This window comes from Senegalia massiliensis, from assembly GCF_009911265.1.
GTDB lineage: Bacteria > Bacillota > Clostridia > Tissierellales > SIT17 > Anaeromonas > Anaeromonas massiliensis_A.
Window position 1 is genome coordinate 122,610 of the sequence record NZ_QXXA01000009.1, and the last position, 18,881, is coordinate 141,490.

23 protein-coding genes are annotated in these 18,881 nt (G+C 27.2%); 5 read left to right on the forward strand and 18 right to left on the reverse strand.

Annotation, left to right across the window (positions count from 1 at the left end):
- Positions 1 to 10 precede the first annotated feature (10 nt).
- Positions 11 to 367 carry a sulfite exporter TauE/SafE family protein gene (locus D3Z33_RS08965; RefSeq protein WP_160197422.1) on the forward strand — a complete coding sequence of 119 codons (357 nt, stop codon included), beginning with the start codon at positions 11 to 13 and terminating at the stop codon, positions 365 to 367.
- A complete protein-coding gene (locus tag D3Z33_RS08970) occupies positions 364 to 720 on the forward strand; it encodes a sulfite exporter TauE/SafE family protein (RefSeq protein ID WP_160197423.1) in 357 nt (118 codons plus the stop codon). The genes D3Z33_RS08965 and D3Z33_RS08970 overlap by 4 nt, the downstream gene beginning before the upstream one ends.
- A 16-nt stretch (positions 721 to 736) precedes the next feature.
- Here D3Z33_RS08970 and D3Z33_RS08975 read toward each other — a convergent pair whose 3' ends face one another.
- Genes D3Z33_RS08975 through yunB form a run of 6 tightly spaced genes read right to left on the reverse strand, consistent with a single transcriptional unit; the run spans position 737 to position 4,992 of the window.
- Positions 737 to 1,111, reverse strand: a complete 375-nt coding sequence (locus D3Z33_RS08975) for a CoA-binding protein (protein ID WP_160197424.1) — start codon at positions 1,109 to 1,111, stop codon at positions 737 to 739.
- A gap of 52 nt (positions 1,112 to 1,163) precedes the next feature.
- Positions 1,164 to 1,811, reverse strand: a complete 648-nt coding sequence (locus D3Z33_RS08980) for a YigZ family protein (protein ID WP_160197425.1) — start codon at positions 1,809 to 1,811, stop codon at positions 1,164 to 1,166.
- Positions 1,812 to 1,867: 56 nt separating this feature from the next.
- On the reverse strand, positions 1,868 to 2,380 hold the full coding sequence (locus D3Z33_RS08985; RefSeq protein ID WP_347561236.1) for an NUDIX hydrolase: 513 nt from the start codon (positions 2,378 to 2,380) through the stop codon (positions 1,868 to 1,870).
- The gene (locus D3Z33_RS08990; RefSeq protein ID WP_160197426.1) at positions 2,370 to 3,008 is read right to left on the reverse strand and encodes a HEAT repeat domain-containing protein; all 639 of its coding nucleotides are present in this window, start codon (positions 3,006 to 3,008) and stop codon (positions 2,370 to 2,372) included. The genes D3Z33_RS08985 and D3Z33_RS08990 overlap by 11 nt, the downstream gene beginning before the upstream one ends.
- 9 nt (positions 3,009 to 3,017) lie before the next feature.
- On the reverse strand, positions 3,018 to 4,292 hold the full coding sequence (hflX, locus tag D3Z33_RS08995; protein ID WP_160197427.1) for a GTPase HflX: 1,275 nt from the start codon (positions 4,290 to 4,292) through the stop codon (positions 3,018 to 3,020).
- A gap of 52 nt (positions 4,293 to 4,344) precedes the next feature.
- Complete coding sequence (yunB, locus tag D3Z33_RS09000; RefSeq protein ID WP_160197428.1) at positions 4,345 to 4,992, reverse strand: sporulation protein YunB; 648 nt, start codon at positions 4,990 to 4,992, stop codon at positions 4,345 to 4,347.
- A 207-nt stretch (positions 4,993 to 5,199) separates the two neighbouring features.
- On the opposite strand from yunB, the gene D3Z33_RS09005 reads away from it, so the two are divergent.
- Complete coding sequence (locus tag D3Z33_RS09005) at positions 5,200 to 8,220, forward strand: penicillin-binding protein 1A (protein WP_160197429.1); 3,021 nt, start codon at positions 5,200 to 5,202, stop codon at positions 8,218 to 8,220.
- An 81-nt stretch (positions 8,221 to 8,301) separates the two neighbouring features.
- Here the strand turns inward: D3Z33_RS09005 and D3Z33_RS09010 are convergent, their stop codons facing one another.
- The 11 genes from D3Z33_RS09010 to spoIIAA form a co-directional block, all read right to left on the reverse strand.
- Positions 8,302 to 9,753, reverse strand: coding sequence for a spore germination protein (locus D3Z33_RS09010; protein WP_201750478.1), 1,452 nt, complete (start codon positions 9,751 to 9,753; stop codon positions 8,302 to 8,304).
- Complete coding sequence (locus D3Z33_RS16545) at positions 9,754 to 10,311, reverse strand: stage V sporulation protein AE (protein ID WP_201750479.1); 558 nt, start codon at positions 10,309 to 10,311, stop codon at positions 9,754 to 9,756. It abuts the gene before it with no gap.
- Between the two features lie 10 nt (positions 10,312 to 10,321).
- Positions 10,322 to 10,678 carry a stage V sporulation protein AE gene (spoVAE, locus tag D3Z33_RS09015; RefSeq protein WP_160197430.1) on the reverse strand — a complete coding sequence of 119 codons (357 nt, stop codon included), beginning with the start codon at positions 10,676 to 10,678 and terminating at the stop codon, positions 10,322 to 10,324.
- A gap of 1 nt (position 10,679) precedes the next feature.
- Positions 10,680 to 11,708 carry a stage V sporulation protein AD gene (spoVAD, locus tag D3Z33_RS09020; RefSeq protein ID WP_160197431.1) on the reverse strand — a complete coding sequence of 343 codons (1,029 nt, stop codon included), beginning with the start codon at positions 11,706 to 11,708 and terminating at the stop codon, positions 10,680 to 10,682.
- Positions 11,709 to 11,719: 11 nt separating this feature from the next.
- Positions 11,720 to 12,163 carry a stage V sporulation protein AC gene (spoVAC, locus tag D3Z33_RS09025; protein ID WP_160197432.1) on the reverse strand — a complete coding sequence of 148 codons (444 nt, stop codon included), beginning with the start codon at positions 12,161 to 12,163 and terminating at the stop codon, positions 11,720 to 11,722.
- Positions 12,164 to 12,179: 16 nt separating this feature from the next.
- A complete protein-coding gene (locus D3Z33_RS09030) occupies positions 12,180 to 12,602 on the reverse strand; it encodes a stage V sporulation protein AB (protein ID WP_160197433.1) in 423 nt (140 codons plus the stop codon).
- Between the two features lie 11 nt (positions 12,603 to 12,613).
- Positions 12,614 to 13,225 (reverse strand): stage V sporulation protein AA, encoded by a 612-nt coding sequence (locus D3Z33_RS09035; protein WP_160197434.1) that lies wholly within the window; start codon positions 13,223 to 13,225, stop codon positions 12,614 to 12,616.
- Positions 13,222 to 13,368 (reverse strand): hypothetical protein, encoded by a 147-nt coding sequence (locus D3Z33_RS09040; protein ID WP_160197435.1) that lies wholly within the window; start codon positions 13,366 to 13,368, stop codon positions 13,222 to 13,224. The genes D3Z33_RS09035 and D3Z33_RS09040 overlap by 4 nt, the downstream gene beginning before the upstream one ends.
- Positions 13,369 to 13,434: 66 nt before the next feature.
- Positions 13,435 to 14,202 (reverse strand): RNA polymerase sporulation sigma factor SigF, encoded by a 768-nt coding sequence (gene sigF / locus D3Z33_RS09045; protein WP_160197436.1) that lies wholly within the window; start codon positions 14,200 to 14,202, stop codon positions 13,435 to 13,437.
- Between the two features lie 5 nt (positions 14,203 to 14,207).
- On the reverse strand, positions 14,208 to 14,645 hold the full coding sequence (gene spoIIAB, locus D3Z33_RS09050; RefSeq protein WP_130806700.1) for an anti-sigma F factor: 438 nt from the start codon (positions 14,643 to 14,645) through the stop codon (positions 14,208 to 14,210).
- 13 nt (positions 14,646 to 14,658) lie between these two features.
- Positions 14,659 to 14,994 carry an anti-sigma F factor antagonist gene (gene spoIIAA, locus D3Z33_RS09055; protein ID WP_130806698.1) on the reverse strand — a complete coding sequence of 112 codons (336 nt, stop codon included), beginning with the start codon at positions 14,992 to 14,994 and terminating at the stop codon, positions 14,659 to 14,661.
- Between the two features lie 182 nt (positions 14,995 to 15,176).
- On the opposite strand from spoIIAA, the gene D3Z33_RS09060 reads away from it, so the two are divergent.
- Both D3Z33_RS09060 and D3Z33_RS09065 read left to right on the forward strand, forming a co-directional pair.
- Positions 15,177 to 16,127, forward strand: coding sequence for a phosphoglycerate dehydrogenase (locus D3Z33_RS09060; protein ID WP_347561237.1), 951 nt, complete (start codon positions 15,177 to 15,179; stop codon positions 16,125 to 16,127).
- A gap of 55 nt (positions 16,128 to 16,182) precedes the next feature.
- A complete protein-coding gene (locus D3Z33_RS09065) occupies positions 16,183 to 17,271 on the forward strand; it encodes a YibE/F family protein (RefSeq protein ID WP_160197438.1) in 1,089 nt (362 codons plus the stop codon).
- Positions 17,272 to 17,358: 87 nt separating this feature from the next.
- Here D3Z33_RS09065 and D3Z33_RS09070 read toward each other — a convergent pair whose 3' ends face one another.
- Complete coding sequence (locus tag D3Z33_RS09070) at positions 17,359 to 18,828, reverse strand: DUF92 domain-containing protein (RefSeq protein ID WP_160197439.1); 1,470 nt, start codon at positions 18,826 to 18,828, stop codon at positions 17,359 to 17,361.
- Between the last annotated feature and the right edge of the window lie 53 nt (positions 18,829 to 18,881).

Consider the following 18,881-nt stretch of genomic DNA (forward strand, 5'->3'; position numbering starts at 1 on the left):
GGTGATTTAAATGAAAGATAAGATAATATTAATTTTTATTGGTTTAATTACAGGTTTTATCAATGGAATATTTGGATCAGGTGGAGGACTGATAATAGTACCTTCATTAATTTATATATTAAATATAAAGAGACATAAAGCTCATGCAACTGCCATATCAATTATTTTACCATTATCTTTTATAAGTACATATATTTATATTAGAAATGATTTAATAGATTTTAATATAGTAATCTTAATTTCTATAGGTGCAATTTTAGGTGGATTTATAGGTGCTAAATTATTAAATAAAATTCCAATTAACATTTTAAGAAAATCTTTTAGTCTTCTAATAATTTATATTTCAATTAGGATGATAATATTATGAAATTAATATTTATTGGTCTATTATCGGGAATATTAGGTGGGATGGGAATCGGTGGAGGTACAATACTTATACCATCTTTAATTTTTTTTATAGGACTAAGTCAAACACAAGCTCAAGGTACAAATTTAATTGTATTTATTCCTACTTCTATAATTGCATTAATAATTCATTATAAAAATAAAAATATAGTTACAAATATTATATTATATATCATTATACCAGGAATAATTGGGTCTATTCTCGGAAGTTTTATTGCCATAAAAATTGATCAATTACTTCTTAGAAAAATTTTTGGTGTATTTATGCTATTTATAGGTATATATCAATTCTTTCATAAAAAAGACAATGAGTAAAAACTCATTGTCTTTTTTATGAAAGAGCTACAAGTACACAATCTTCTACTATATTAAGATTACTTTCTTTTGCTTTTTCAATCACATTTTTATCAGATGTTCCAGGTTGGAACCACACATTTTTAATTCCCTTTTTATTTACTTCATCTAATGCATTTAGACTTACTTGAGGAGGAACTACAAAATCTAATACATCTGGTGTTTCTGGTAATTCTTCTATAGATTTATAGCACTTTTCTCCATTTATCTCATCGTATTTTGGATTTATAGGATATACTTTATAATCATGATCCTTTAATTTTTTATAAATTTTATATCCAAATTTACTCTCATTAGGAGTGACACCTAATACTGCCCAAACTTTTTTTTCTAACATCTCTTTTTTATTCATACAATCTACCTCCTGAATAGTTTTTACCCTTTTTATTTCTTTAAAAACATCATCATTTTATTAATTTTTTATTTTTAAATGATAAATACTGTTCACCTAGTTCTGTAATAACTACATCTCCACTAGTTATATCTAATAATAGACTCTTTAAATCTTCTAGTTTTTCTTTTCTAGATAAAAGAATCATATTAACAGAATCATCATAACTTATATCTTCTATAAAATATGAAGAATTATTTATAACATTTTCTATTTTACCATTAAAAGTATAATCAAACCTTACTTTTATTTTCTTATAAATAATTTTTTCTATTATTGATGCACTTTCAAGAGCAATTTTAGCACCATGAGTATATGCACGAACTAATCCTCCAGCACCTAATTTTATACCACCAAAATATCTTGTTACAACTACTACTATATTTCTAAGGTCTTCCTTTTTTATAACTTCTAAAATTGGTATGCCTGCAGTTCCACTTGGCTCACCATCATCACTATATCTTTGTATATTATTATTTTCACCTATAGCATATGCATATACATTATGTGTTGCATCTTTATGTTTAGTTCTTATTTGTTCTATAAAATCTAAAGCTTCTTCCTCAGATTCTATAGGTTTTGCATATCCAATAAATTTTGATTTTTTCTCTATAAAATCGTCTTCTCCAAATTTATGTATTGTTTTAAATATATCTTTCATTTAATCTCCTTTCTTTTTTATAAAATATTATAACATAAAAAAGGGCCTAGGCCCTTTTATACTATAGCTAAATTTTCATTTTTAAGTTTTAAATATTTTTTATGAGAAAGTCTTACTAATGATTTATCTTGGCTATAAGTGATTTTTTCTATTGCTTCTTGTATTTCATAAAAACCACCATTTTTAAACTCTTTACTCTTGATATCATATTCCAATGACTTGGCTTCCATTATAAACCATATAATTTCATTACAAACAGGTTTTTTTCTAGATAAAGAATAAAACTCATAATTTGTTTCACCTGCTGGTGATACTATTTGAATATTTTCTAACCCAGTTTCTTCTTTTACTTTAATTTTAGCAGTTTCAATAGCTAAATTTCCACTTTGAATTTTACCTTTAGGAAGAATCCATTCATCCTTTTCATTTTTTAGAATAAAAACCTTGTCTTCATAAAATACAACACCACCAGCACAATTTCTCAAGAGCATATTTAAAACCTCCTCTTTATTATTAATACCATCATATAATAATTTATCAGAAAATTCAATTGATTTTTTATTTTTCAACTAAATAATTTATAACATCTTTTGATGCACGTCTTACATATTCCTTTTCCCTTTTATCATTTGATATTTTTTCCAACAACTTTATAGTATTCATATCTCCTATATTTCGAGTGGATTTAATTGCATATTGTCTAACTTGAGGATTATCATCAAAGAAAAACTCTTCCAATATATCTTTATGTTCACTTTTAGCCATCTTACCTAGTGCCGATACTGATAACCTTCTATAATTTACATTCTTACTTTTTAATTCCATAAGTAAAAAAGGAACTAATTTCTCATCTTTTAACTCTCCTATTAACCATATTAATATCATTCTATCTTCAATATTTTTAAATTTTATATATCTTTTATAAATCTGTTCAACTAAATCTTTTTTATCTTCATTTGTAAGTGTTTTTAAATACTCAACTCTTTTTGACTTGCTCATAGAAATAATCTTTATTAATTTATCTTGTTTTTTCTTTTTTTGATATTTGATCTTTGCTTCTATAATATGCTTTTCAATTTCTTTATATGGCAAATTTCTAATTTTAGATATTATATCAATACTTTTACCTTCAAGATATAAAAGATAACTTATTTGAAAACTCTCCATCTTATCTATTTCATTCCACTTACCAAGCATAATATCACCTTACTTAACTACATATTCTTTATATTTAAAATAATCTTTCTTATTAAGCACTACTTCTATAAAAGTACCTTCTTCTGTATGTGATACCTTCTTTGGATTATAATTATCTAAAATATAAGAAGTTATATCAGATTTATTATAAGGTAAAAGTATTTTTGTATTATAAAATTTATCTTCTAAGGCTATTTCAATTGAATCAAACAATTTATCAATATTGATATTTTTTTTGGCAGAAATATATAATTTTTCTCCTTTTATATTATATCCTATATCTTCAATGCTTTGTTGATCAATTTTATTAAATACTGTAATAATAGGTTTGTTTTCTGTATCTAAATCTTTCAATATATTTAATGTAGTTTTTATTTGTATATCAAAATCGCTATTTGTAGCATCTACTACATGAACTATTACATCAGCATAATTAACTTCTTCTAAAGTCCCTTTAAAGGCAGCTATTAAATGTGTAGGCAATTTACTAACAAATCCAACTGTATCTATTACAAGCACTTTTTGACCATTAGGCAGATTAGTCTTTCTTAGAGTAGTATCTAATGTTGCAAAAAGCATATCTTCAGTATATACATCTTTTTCATTATTATAATCACTTCCAGCTTTTAAAAGTTCATTAAAAAGAGTAGATTTACCTGCATTTGTATAACCTACAAGAGCTATTATAGGTATTTCAGAATCTATTCTATTTTGTCTTTTTATCTCTCTTACACTTTCAACCTCTTTTAATCTTCTTCTTATTTCATCAATTCTATTTTCTATATGTCTTCTATCAGTTTCTAATTTTTTCTCACCTGGTCCTCTTGTACCTATTCCTCCACCTAATCTAGAAAGTTCTTTTCCAAAGCCTGTAAGTCTAGGTAATCTATACTTTAATTGAGCTAATTCTACTTGTAGCTTACCTTCCTTTGTACTAGCACGCCTTGAAAATATATCTAATATAAGTGCGGTTCTATCAATTACTTTTCTTTCTAATACATTTTCAATATTTCTAATTTGAGCTCCTGTTAATTCATCATTAAATACAATAGTGTCTATATCTAACTCCTCGCAATAATTTAAGATTTCTTGTACCTTACCTTTTCCAATATAAAAAGCACTATCAATTCTATCTTTATTTTGAACAACAGTAGATATAGGATCAGCATTTGCTGCTATAGCTAATTCTCTTAATTCTTCCATAGAACTTTCAATATCAAATTCATTTCTTTTATTTAAATTTACTCCAACTAAAAGTACTCTTTCTTCTATTTGTCTTTCCACTAAAACACCTCATTTTTCTTTTAATTATAGTATAACAAAAAAATTATAATTTTTAATCAACAACATTCAAAAAATCTTTTTCTGGTACAGAAATATAGCTATCAGGTACATCTCCTACTATAACTGTTTCTGCAATAGGTATAGTTGTAAGAACTTCTTCTGTTTTTGTAGCTAAGGGAACTATTATTCTAACATTTGTCTTTATTATTAAAATTACTCTATGGACTGTTTGATTTATCCCAGATTCTTCAAACTCTGTTGTAAAATCTACAGTGACAGAACCTTGTGGGGTCATCTTCATACTAACTTTAGGTCCGTATTGAGATAATAATTGACTATTCATTGCATTACCTAAAGGTATTTTTACTTTTTTTATTCCAATTTGTCTTATCTCATCTTGAACTGCCAATGCTATATTTGAAGAAATTTTTGTCATCATCATAGTATTATTTTGTATAGTTCTTAATTTACCATCATTATCATATCTTAAATGTATTAAATCTTCATATTTTATTTCTTCTCCTATATTTTCCTTTACAGCATCATTTATAGCTTGTGTTGCTACCATTCTTGCTTTAACCTGACTTATAGCAAGTATTGTAGGTCTTATATTTTTATCAACTATTAAAAAACTATAAATAATAATTACTATTAAAAAAACCAAAATGAAATATCTTTTTTTAAAAGGACTTTTCTTCATTATAATCACTCCTATAAATCATTATATGAAGATTACATTCTTAATTTACCAAATAATAATTTTGTTATATAATATGTTTTTATGGCAATATTTATAGTATAATTAATAAAATATATTATTTAATAATTATTTGTTTTTATATTTATATGATATAATTGTTGTAATTTAATAATATTTATTTTTATTAATGTTAGAGGAGGTTCATAAATGTCTAATGAAAAAAATACCAAAAGAGATAAGACAAAAAAAGCTAAAACAAAAAAAGATAATAAAAAAAGAAATATAATACTTAAAACTATATTAGTAGTATTTCTTTTATTTGTCTTTATCTCTGTAGGTACTGTAGGTGGAATTTTGTTTGGTGTAATAAAAGATTCACCAGAAATAAATCCATCACGCGATATAAATGCTTTAAGTGAGAATTCAAAGATATATGATCAAAATGGAACTTTAATTGAAGAAGTTCTAACAGAAGAAAAAAGAACAATAGTAAATTTAGAAGATATGTCACCTTTTGTTAAGGATGCATTTGTTGCAGTTGAAGATGAAAGATTTAGAGACCATTTTGGTATAGATTTAAAAGGTATAGCAAGAGCTATAGTTGTAGATATAAAAACTCGTTCTCTTGAAGAAGGAGCAAGTACTATAACTCAACAATTAGTTAGAAATTTATATCTTACCAAAGAAAAAGCTTTTACAAGAAAAATTACTGAAATGTACTTAGCAGTTAAGATGGAGCGAGAAATATCTAAAGATGATATTTTAGAAGCTTATCTAAATACAATTTATCTTGGTCAAGGCGCTTATGGAGTTGAAGCTGCATCAAAAACATATTTCAATAAAGATGCCAAAGATCTTACGCTTGCTGAATCTACATTACTCGCAGGTATAACTAAATCTCCACAAGACTACCAATTATTTAAAAGGATAGATCCAGAGAATTTAGAAGAGGATAATATGAATGTAGTAGGTACTGTAGAAGTTATAGGTAAACAATATGTAGCAGTATTTAATGAAAACATAATAAATAGGCAAAAAACAATTCTTTCTCTGATGAAAGAGCAAGGTAAAATCACAGAAGAAGAATATAATGAAGCTTTAGATGAAGATGTTGTTTCACTTATTAATCCTGGTCAAATGAAAAATGAAAACATAGAAACTTCTTATTATACTGATTTTGTTAAAAATCAAGTAAAAAAAGATCTAATTTCAAAAGCTGGATATACAGAAGAAGAAGCAGAAGAAGCTCTGTTTAAAGATGGGCTTAAAATTTATACTACAGTAGATATAAAAATGCAAGAAAAAATTGAGGACATTTATAAGTCATTTACAGAAAATGTAGGAAATAAATCATGGTTAAGATTAAATTACAAAACTAGAGGTGGCAATATAATTGATAGTTATGGAAGAATAGCTTACTATCAAAAAGAAAACCTACTCGATAATGAAGGTAACTTATATTTATCTAAAGATTCATATAATATTGATGAAAAAGGTAATTTAACAATAAAGTCTCCTAAAATAAATTATAGAAATTTAGATATAACTGATTATTTTACTAAAAAAGATGGTACAATTTATACTCATCCAACATGGTCACTTAGTGTTGATAAGCAAAATTATACTGTAAATAAAGAAGATGAAAGTTTTACTATAAAAGCAGATTATTTAAAAGAACATAGTGATTTCTATAAAATAACAGATAATACACTATATATATCTAAAGATAGATTCTATAATAATGAAAAAGGTGTAGTTCAACCACAATCTGCTATTACAATCATGGATCCTAAAACTGGACAAGTAAAAGCAATAGTTGGTGGTAGGGATTCTGAAGGTCAAAGAGTCTTTAATAGGGCAACAAATGGTCCAAGACAACCTGGATCATCCATAAAGCCACTTTCAATATATACCCCAGCTTTAGATAATGGGTTTACAGCAGCATCAGTAATTGATGATGTTCCTAGGTATTCAAATGGTAAGATTTGGCCTAAAAACTATTCTACAGGAAGATTTTATGGTTTAACGCCAATGAGAAAAGCAATTCAATATTCTTATAACGTATCCGCAGTTAAATTTTTGGAAAAAGTAGGAATAAATTCTTCAATAGATTATCTGGCTAAGTTTGGACTAATAAATAAAGATAATCCATCAAATGATACTTTTATTTCTGGAGATGAAGCTATAGGTGGTAGTTCAGACGAAAACTTAGCTGCTCTTGCTCTAGGTGGTATGACAAAAGGTGTAACTCCACTTAAAATGACTGCAGCATATGGTGCTTTAGCTAATAATGGTGTCTATACAGAACCTATTGTTTATACAAAAATTGAAAATAATAAAGGTGAAGTTATAATAGACAACAAACCAAAGCAAAATACAGTAGTTAGTCCACAAATTGCATATATTATGACTGATATGCTACAAACTGTAGTTAATTCTGGCTCAGGAACTAATGCTAATTTTGCTAATATGAGTGTAGCAGGTAAAACTGGTACAACTAATAATCAAGTTGATGTTTGGTTTGCAGGATACACTCCATATTACTCTGCAGCAGTTTGGATAGGAAATGACAGTCCTGCAATTGAACTTACACAATCAAGTAAACTTGCATCTAGTTTTTGGGGAAATATAATGAAAACAGTTCATGAAGGATTAGATAATAAAAACTTTAAGCGACCAGAAGGAATTGTATCTAGACAAGTATGTATAGATTCTGGAAAACTTCCTACAGAATTATGTTCTAAGGATCCAAGAGGTAGTCGTGTTAGAACAGAATTATTTGTAGCAGGTACTGAGCCTCGTGAAAGATGTGATGTTCATGTATCAGTAGAAGTAGATACTTCAACTGGAAAACTTGCTAATGAATATTGTCCAGATGACGTAGTTAAAAATGGTGTGTTTATACAAAGACCAGTCCCATATAATGGTAGTATAAAACCTATAGACTCTAAATACGAAGTTCCTACTGAAGTTTGTGATGTTCATACAAAAGATTCTAATCCTATAAAAGATATTATAGATGATATCTTAGATAAAGATAAGGATGAAGACAAGGATAAAGAAGATGATAAGCCTAAGCCTGAAGATCCAGATGAAGGAGATAATGGTAATGACGGTAATGGTGAAGATGGTAATGGCGATGGAGGCAATGAAGGAGATGAAGGTACTGGTGATAGTGAGGATAATGAAGATGACTCAGAACCAGATTCAAAACCTAACCAAAACTAAAGTAATTTAAATATTTAACAAGAGATTTTAAATGACTAAATAATTTAAATTAAAGATTAAAAGGAAGGCATATGCCTTCCTTTATTTTTTCGTTGTTTTATCTTTAGTCCTTAATATTTCTGGTCTTAATTTTACTTCTGGAATCGGTTTTCTCATAATTATAGTGGAAAATGCTCTCCCGTTAAATGGAATAAGAGGCCACAAATAATTTATTCCTCCAAAAGACTTAGTTTTATAAAGAGTTATTAAGAAAATTAAAAAGGTTATAAGGAATCCATAGATTCCAAAAAACCCTCCACCTATGAGCAATAATATTCTAAATAACCTCATAGCAAGTGAAAACTCTATACTAGGAGTTGCAAACATCCCAATACCTGATATTGCTGTATATAATACTGTTTCTGGTATAATCCATCCAACTTTAACAGCAAAATCACTTAATAACAATGCTCCAATTATACCTAGAGATGTAGTCAACGCATTTGGTGTATGAATAGATGCAATCCTAAGCATATCTAGTCCAACTTCTAATACCAAAAACTGAATTACAAGTGGTATTTCTCCTATTTCTTTAGGACCAATAAAACTTAAAGCTTGAGGTAAAAGATCAGTATTATTTGCAAAAACAAGCCATAATGGACTTGCTATAAGTGAAAAGAATATTGCTAAAAATCTTACCCATCTCATATATGTTCCAATTGTAGGGTTTTGATAATAATCCTCTGCATGCTGAGTAAAATGAAACATTGTAACTGGTAAAATCATTACACTAGGTGTAGTATCCACTATTAAAATAATATGTCCTTCTAATAAATGAGCTGCTGTCACATCTGGTCTTTCTGTAAATCTAGCTTGTGGAAATGGATTAAAACTTTTACCTAAAATATATTCTTCTAAACTCTTCTCTGCCATTATAAGAGAATCTGTGTCTATTGCATTTAGTTTATCTTTTATACTTTTCACCAAATCATCATTAGTAATATCTTCAATATATCCTACTACAATATCTGTTTTAGATCTTCTACCTACATTAAAAATCTCAAATCTCAAATTAGGATCTCTAACTCTTCTTCTTATAAGAGCTGTGTTAAATATAATAGTTTCAACAAATCCATCCCTTGATCCTCTAGTAACTTTTTCTAAATCTGGTTCTTCTGGTCCTCTAGCAGGATAAGTTCTTGTATCTAAAATTATTGCCTTATAAACACCCTCTACAAAAAGTACAGATGCGCCAGAAAGTATCATGTATTCTATTTCCTTATAATCATCAGATTCAGTACATTCAATATAAGGTATTTTTTTTACAATTAATTTTTCTAATATATTTGGTACTATTTCATCATGCTTAGTTCCTTGCAATTCCTCCATTATAAAAAGCATAATATCGTCTTTAGAAAACCCATCAATAAAAAATATAGCTGCATTTTTGCCACCAATTGTGATATCTCTTTTTACAACGTCAAAACTCTTTCCTACTCCTAATTTATCAGTCAAATAATCAATATTTTCCTGATATTTTTGAAAAAGTTTCATTTATATCTCCCTTCTATTTAATATATCACTGAAAGCCTTTGTTATAATAGGTGCCCCTATTTTGCAATCATCAGAACCATTCATCTTCCCAATATCCCCGATACCTATTATCAAAGGAAATTCATATACTTCTAATATATCTACAGTATCACCATATAATCTCTTTTCACCAGTGGCATTTCCTTCTTTATCCACACCACCTTCAACATTGTTCCCTCTACAATCAATGGAATAATCAACTTCAATTCCATTTACTCCTTCAGTATTTGAAGCTACTGCAACAACTCCAGCAATAGTTACTCTATCATCATTAACTATTTCACTTAACGCTTGTTCCCCTACTCCATATCCAGGATCTCCTTTATCATCTACCATAACTGCAACAGGATCATATTCTGCAGTAACTATTAAGTCAACAATATCTTTACCAGATAATCTAGTTGGATTTCCCCAAGATTTTGAAATACACCTTCCATTAACATTTTTTATTGCTACTTCTATTGCTTTTTTAGCTTTTTCATCACCATCAGTTACCAAAATAATTTTTCTCTTATTCATAAAATCATCCTTATTTTTTAGTCTTAGGATTAAATATTACTGCCATGATGTATCCAAAAAATATAGCTGCAGCTACTCCTCCTGCTGTTGCTGTTATTCCTCCTGAAAATATTCCAATAATTCCAGATTTATCAACCCCTTCTACAGCTCCTTTAGCTAACGAATAACCAAATCCAAGTAAAGGGACACTTGCACCTGCACCTGCAAATTTTATTATTGGTTCATAAATACCAATAGCAGTAAGTATGACTCCTGATGTTACAAATGAAACTAATATATGTGCAGGAGTAAATTTTGTTCCATCCATAAGTAGTTGAGCTATCAAACATATGAATCCTCCCACTAAAAATGCCTTTATATAATCCATATTACTCCTCCTTATCTAAACTATTTGAAATAGTTACAGCATGAGCTATACAAGGAATTGACTCTCCTTGATTAGCACTTGTAGGAGAATGCATTGCTCCAGTTGCAACTAATAAAATTCTATTTATTTTTTTCTGCTTTAAAAGATCATACATATACCCATTAAAAACTACACCAGAACAAGCACAGCCACTACCACCTGAATGTGTATCTTGTTTTTCATTATCAAATATTAAAATACCACAATCAGTATGATTATCAGAAATATTTAACCCTTCTTTTTTGCACATATCTATTAATATATCTGACCCAATAGTTGCTAAGTCTCCTGTTACAATATAATCATAATCACTAGGACTAAATCCTGATTCTTTAAAGTGAGCAGTTATTGTATCAGTTGCTGCTGGTGCCATTGCTGCCCCCATATTATTTGCATCAATTATTCCTTTATCCACTATTCTACCTGTAGTTACATGAGTTATATAAGGGCCATTTCCATTTGATGATAATACACTTACTCCAGCACCTGTAACTGTCCATTGAGAAGTTAATGGTCTTTGATTTCCAAGTTCTAGTGGAAATCTAAATTGTCTTTCAGCAGTTGAAAAATGACTGGAAGCTATGCATATTACTTTATCAGCAAAACCACCATCAATTGCCATTGCTCCTAAAGAAAGTGATTCACTCATTACTGAACATGCTCCATATAGACCAAAAAAAGGAATATTAGTATTTCTAGCAGCAAATCCTGTAGCAATAATTTGATTTAATAAATCTCCACCAAATATATATTCAATATCATCTTCTTTTAAATTTATTTTATTTAGAGCTTCTTGTATAGTATCTGTTTGCAATTTTGATTCACTTTGCTCCCATGTATTCATTCCATTTAAATCATCTTGAATTATTTTGTCAAAATAATCTTTTAATGGACCTTCTCCTTCTTTAGGACCTACTATTGAAGCTGTAGATATTATTGAAGGAGGATTTAAAAATTTAATTGTCTGTTTTCCTAATTTTTTTATAGCCATATTATACTCTCCTATCTATTTGCAAGGTAATATATAATTCCATAAATTATGGAAGAACCATATCCATATACTAATACTGGTCCAGCAATTACAAACATTTTAGCTGCTACTCCAAAAACATAGCCTTCTCTTTTATATTCCATAGCTGGAGATACAATAGAATTTGCAAATCCAGTGATAGGAACAATAGATCCAGCACCAGCATATCTTCCTAATCTATCGTAAAGTCCAATACCAGTAAAAAGTGCACTTAAAAAAACTAATGTCATTGGAACTGCTGATGCTACTTCTTTTTTATCTAATCCTATATATGTGTAATAATTTAAAAATACCTGCCCTAATGTACATATAAGTCCTCCAACCCAAAATGCTCTTATACAATTTCTGAGATAACTTGGTTTAGGAACTTTCTTTTCTACATATTTACTATATTCTTCACTATTCATATTCTTCATATAAACATCCTTTCATTTATCTAATGTTATTAAGTATTAACCAATCAATAAGAGAACCTATAACTTTTCCAAGAGAGATACATAATACTGGTATCTGCAATAATTCTTTTAATTTTAATTTGTTTTCAAGTACTGGTATTACATTTAACACTTCTGCTAATGCTGAAGCAATTAATCCTATAAAAGCACCTGTGAATATTCCTATAGGAATTAAAAAGAGCATATTTACATATAAAGATATCTGAAAAAATTCTATTAAAGTTGTTAAAATAACTGAAATTACAATTGCTCTCTGATAAATATATAATTGTCCATTGGAATCTGATATTTGTGCAAGTCTTGGTATTAAATCTAAAAGTGTTAAAAATGATGCAATAGCAGTACCTACACCAACACCACCTGCAAATCCTAATATTACAAGAAAAATTGATTTGAACATCTAATCACCTACTAATCTGAATTATGTTTTGTAGCATCTAAAATATAATCATCAATATTTTTCTCATAACTATGCATTTCTAATTGCAATGGACTTGGTTCATTTTTCTTTTTCTTTTTAAAAACTCTCTGAAAAAATGCCACCATTCCAACACCAAGTCCTAATGAATAAGGTATTGTTAATATTAAAGGATTTTGTTTTTCCACTCCAGTAACAATGTAATTTATAGTTGATAGACTTTCTTCCATATTTACATCATCATGAAAGTTTATTATTGCAATTGAAGCTCCAAAAAATAATAATATAGACACAGTAAAAACTTTTAAAAATTTATATAAATTATTTTCTTTTTTATAATCTTTTATGTGTATCAATATTTCAGGTGAGCCATGAATTACTATATTGATATTATTATTCATATTTTTTATGTTTTTTATTATTGATAATACTGAAATCACCTTATTATTATCAAAATCATTGGTTTCACCAATTATTAATTCTTTAATTTCTTGTTCTAATTTAATATCCTTACAGAAAACTGAAGCAATATCTTTAATTTTTATTTGAGAATTTGGTTTAATCGTAACTTTTGGTTCAACTTGTAAAAATAACTCTAAGTTCATATATTATCACCCTTAATATTTAATACTAATGTTGAACCACTAGGCTTTTCATTGATAGAATCATTATTTAAATACAAAGTCGCTATTCCAAAAATTATTAAAACGACTATTAATATTAAAAATCGAATATATATCTTTTTCATATCTTCAACTCCATTTTTTAATATTATTTGCAATTGATTTTTTTTAATACAAAAAAGAAGGCATAATTATGCCTTCATTAAATCATCTTTTAAACTACTTAATATTTTCTTTTCAATTCTTGAAACTTGAACTTGAGAAATTCCTAGTTTTTTTGCAATTTCTACTTGAGTTTCATCTTTAAAATATCTCATTATAATTATCTGCCGTTCTCGTGGTTTCAAATTTACAATTAATTCTTTTAATGTTATTTTATCAACCATATCATAATCTCCTGTATCTTCATCTTCAATTTTATCAATGAGATGAATTGGAGAACCATCATTTTGATGAACCACATCATACAAATAGTCTGGAGAATAACTTGATTCTAAAGCCATAATAATATCTTCTTTATCAACCTTTATTTCATCAGAAATTTCTTGAATAGTAGGTTCTCTACCTAATTTTTTTGTTAAAGATTCTTTTGCTTGTTTTGCCTTATTGGCAGTTTGTTTTAAAGATCTACTTACCTTTATGATTCCATCATCTCGTAGAAATCTTCTTATTTCACCTATTATCATAGGTACAGCATATGTAGAAAATTTCACATTATAACTATCATCAAATTTTTGTATCGCTTTTATAAGGCCAATAGAGCCTAGTTGAAATATATCTTCAGAATCATAACCTCTATTAACGAATTTTTTAACTACACTTCTTATAAGTCCTAAATTATGATTTACTAATATATCTTGAGCTTCTTGATCTCCTGCTTGTGCTTTATTTATTAATTCAATGGTTCTTTCATGACTTAATAGATCATGACTTTTATTTTGTGCATTACAAAATTCCATATCAATTACTCCTCTGAAGATATTTTTTTGAACTCTTTAACCATTCTGATTTTTGTTCCTTTATTTTCTTCAGAATAAACCTCTAATCCATTCATGAAAGTTTCCATAACAGTAAATCCCATACCTGATCTTTCAAGTTCTGGTCTAGATGTATAAAAAGGCACTCTAGCCTCTTCTACATTTGGTATACCTACACCAAAATCTTGAATTATTATTTCAAGCAATTGTCCCTCTATGCTACATTCAATTAAAATTTTACCTATTTTATCCTCATATCCATGAATTATTGAATTAGTTACAGCTTCAGATACAGCAGTTTTTATGTCTGCAAGTTCTTCAATTGTAGGATCTAATTGTGCAGCAAAAGAAGCTACAACTACTCTTGCAAATGCTTCATTTTGTGATTTACTAGGTATTTCTAGTTTCATGGTATTATCTTTCATTTTTCACACTCCCTTATAAATGTTCTAAAACTTTTTCTTCAGTCTCATATACTTCAACTAACTTATATATTCCTGACATTTCAAGTATCTTATTTACCCTAGGATTAACATTAGTAAGAAATAATTTTCCACCAAGTTCATTTACTAATTTATATCTTCCCATAATTAAACCTATACCTGAACTATCCATGAAATTTAGACCTTTCAAGTTGATTGATATATTCTTATATCCAACTTGACTAAATAAAGCATCTATCTTTTCTCTTACTTTTTTTGCATTGTGATGATCAAGTTCACCATTTACATCTACAAATAATGTATTTTTCTTGTTACTAAAATTTATATTCACACTCTTCCCTCCTATTTTGTTTCTATTCTTTCTAATTCTATATATCCTTTTAAAATTCCTTCAATGAAATTTGACTAGTTTTATATAGTTTTAGCTTTTTTTGTAATATTTTGTTTTATATAAAAATAATTATACATTTAGAGGTTAGAATATCATATAAAGTGGTATAAATACATTTGGAGGTGTTAAGTTTGAAAGTACTTTTTACATATAATCAACCACAAGAAAATATTGAAAAAATCAAAGAATTGGGATATGAAGTCATAGTTAAAAATGAAAAATATTTAGAACTTACAAAGGATATATTAGATATTGATGCTATGATATGCTATAAACCTTTTGATAAAATAGACATTTCTAAATTAAAAAATCTTAAATGGATACAATTATCTAGTGTTGGTATTGATCAAGTTCCAATGGATAAACTTAGAGAACAAAATATAACTCTTACAAATAATAGAGGTGGATATAGTATTCCTATGGGTGAATGGATAGTAATGAAAATACTTGAAATGTTAAAAAACTCTAAAGAATTTTATGAAAAACAAAAAAATAAAAATTGGAAATTAGATACTTCACTTTTAGAGCTTTATGGTAAAAAGGTAGGGTTTATAGGCACAGGAACAATATCAATTGAAGCTGCAAAAAGATTACAAGGGTTTGAAATAGAAACATTAGGTTTAAATACAAATGGTAGAAAAGTAGAATATTTTGATAAAACATATTCTAAAGATAATATTGATGAACTTTTAAAAGTTTCTGATATAGTTGTTGTAGCAATACCGTATACAGATAAAACTCATCATATGATAAATAAAGATAGATTTGATTCTATGAAAGATGGAGCCTATCTTATAAATGTAGCCCGTGGTAGTATTGTGAATGAAAAAGATTTAATAGATGCTCTACAATCAAACAAAATACGAAAAGCTGCATTAGATGTAGTAGAAACTGAACCATTAGATAAAAACAGCAAACTTTGGGATTTAAATAATGTTATAATAACACCACATAATTCTTGGATATCAGAAAACAAAGGTAAAAGAAGATTTGAAACTATATATGAAAATTTAAAAAGATTTAAAAATAATGATGAACTTAAAAACAAAGTAAATATTAATAAAGGATATTAAAAAACAAGTTCTGTTTGTCCACCTTCTTTCATATTTATTTAAAGGAGGTGGTTTTTTGCTTAAAAAGATAATTATTATATTAATAATTATAGTATCATTTCATAGTATTTCTTGGGCTTCAAATAATAATGAAGTTAAAGCAAGAATTATTTCTATTAAAAATAATTATTCAAATGAAGATAATAGTATACAAAGTCAAATTATAAAAGTCAAAATATTGGAAGGAAAGCATAAAGACAATATTATAACTTTAGAGAGGTTTATCGATAAATACTCTTTATATGGTTTTATTTTGAAAAATCAAGATACTATCTTGATAGAATTAAATATGGAAAACAATAATTTGGAAGGAAAGTTTATAAATATTTGGAGAGTTAATCACCTAAAAAATTTAGGGCTTATATTTTTAATATCTTTAGTTATTTTTGGTAGAATGAAAGGAATATTATCACTATCTGCACTTGTATTTTCATGTTTTGTAATTATAAAATTTCTTATACCAAATATTCTAAAAGGCTATAATGCAGTGATGCTATCAATAATTAGTGCAATTTTTATTACTATAATAAGCTTTATTTTAATTTCAGGATTTACAAAAAAAACATTAATTGCAATATTAGGCACTATAGGAGGAACAATCACTGCAGGGATACTATCACATACATATATGAACTTAGCTCGAATAACAGGACTAGCTGATGATGATGTAATGTTCATGGTATCAAATATGGGAATTGAATTAGATTATAGAGGACTTTATATGGGAGCAATTATAATAGGTACAATTGGTGTAGTAATGGATGTTAGTATGTCAATAACATCTTCAATATTTGAGATTAAAAATCAATCTCCAAATATTAAGTTCATATACTTATTTAAATCTGGACTAAAGATTGGAAAAGATGTAATGTCTACCATGGTAAATACACTGGTATTAGCTTATGTAGGAAGTTTTATGCCTTTACTAATAATATATCTATCTTCTGAATCAAATTTTTTAAACTCAATAAATACCGAACTCCTATCAGTAGAAATTATAAGATCATTATGCGGTAGCATAGGACTTATATTTACTATACCTTTAACATGCTTTATTGCAGCTTATTCAGTCAATAATAGTCATAAAATAAGAAAATATAGATAAATATCTTATATAAGATATTTATCTATATTTCAAATTAAACTAAATTTAAATATATTAAAAACCATCTTTTCCTCAAGTAAATTCATTTTATAGTAATACTAAAACAAATAAAGTAGCTAAAAGAATACTTGTTATATTAACAAAATCATTATTTATAATTTTAAATCCTCTTGATAATTTTCTAATACTTTGATTAATAAACTTCTTCTCTGTTTCATTACCATTTTCATCTAAATATATAGCTTGTACAGAAGCCCCTAGTAAAGAATCTATAATAGTACCTAAAAATCCTGAAACAGTAAGTATAAAGAGCACTAATATATTGTGTTTTATATCTGAAAATAAATAGATATAAATATATCCATAAGTCGCTATTAAAAAAGCTCCTAAAAAACCAGAAATAGTTCCTAAAATAGATACAGCACCTGAAGTACCCTTAGATACCCTTTTAAGGTTTCTAAGTGATATAGGGTTGTTTTTATCTAATATGCCTAGTTCAGTAGACCATGTATCTGCATTAGCTGCAGCAAAAGCTACTATAAACATATATATAAATATAATTTCCTTAGTAAAAAAATATAAGATACTATAAATTAAACCTATACCTCCATTTGCAAAAACTTGAAATATATCTCTATCTCCAGTTTTATCAAATTGAGAAGCAACTAAAGTTTTATCTTTTTTCTTAAAATGACTTAAAAAGCTAGATGATATGAAAAATAAAATCATAATAGATGCACCAAAGAAACCTGTAGTTACAAATATAGTAGTCCCTAATATTATTGCACCAATTAGACCAGATACGGTTAAAGATCTTTTTTTATATGCTAAAAATCCAATTAAACCACTAAATATAAATCCAATTAAAATTCTATTTATATAAAAATAAAAGTCATTATTTATGTTAATTAAAAAATATGCTAATATGGAACTAAATATAGGCACAGTAATATTATCAAGTCCAAAAGGAGTTATAAGCTCTAAAATAGTAGCAATAATTGCTATAATAAATGAAATGAGAATAGTACTTGTCCCAAAAGATTCAGCAATAGATAGAAATATAATAGATATAATAAATGAAGCCATGAACATAGTAAAGGTACCTATAAATGACTTTTTATTACTTCCTATATAAAAAGTGTTAAGACCAAATTTGATTCCAAAAAGAGCAGCTAATCCATCTCCATATCCCATTATTAAAATACCTATAGCACCAATATAAATATTTACATCCCAAAAAATAAAAACTAAAATTAATAATGATATTGGAAAATATACTATACCAAGACTTTCCTTTTGGTTTCTTTTCATACTTTTAAATATGCTTTTTTTATAAGAAATATAATTAAGTATTATAAATATAAAAGGTGGAATTGAGGCATAAAGCTTATTATCAATAACCATCATAGAAATAATCCACCAATTTGATACTCCAATATGTACAAATTTCCTATTAAATTCTTCACTTGTATTCGTATATCTATTTAAGATTTCTGCCACAATAAGTATTATACATACAAAAACAAAAGATATAATCATACCAAAAAAATCATTCAAAAAAATACCTCCTTAAATCATATTAATCTAATTATATAATATAATAACAAAAT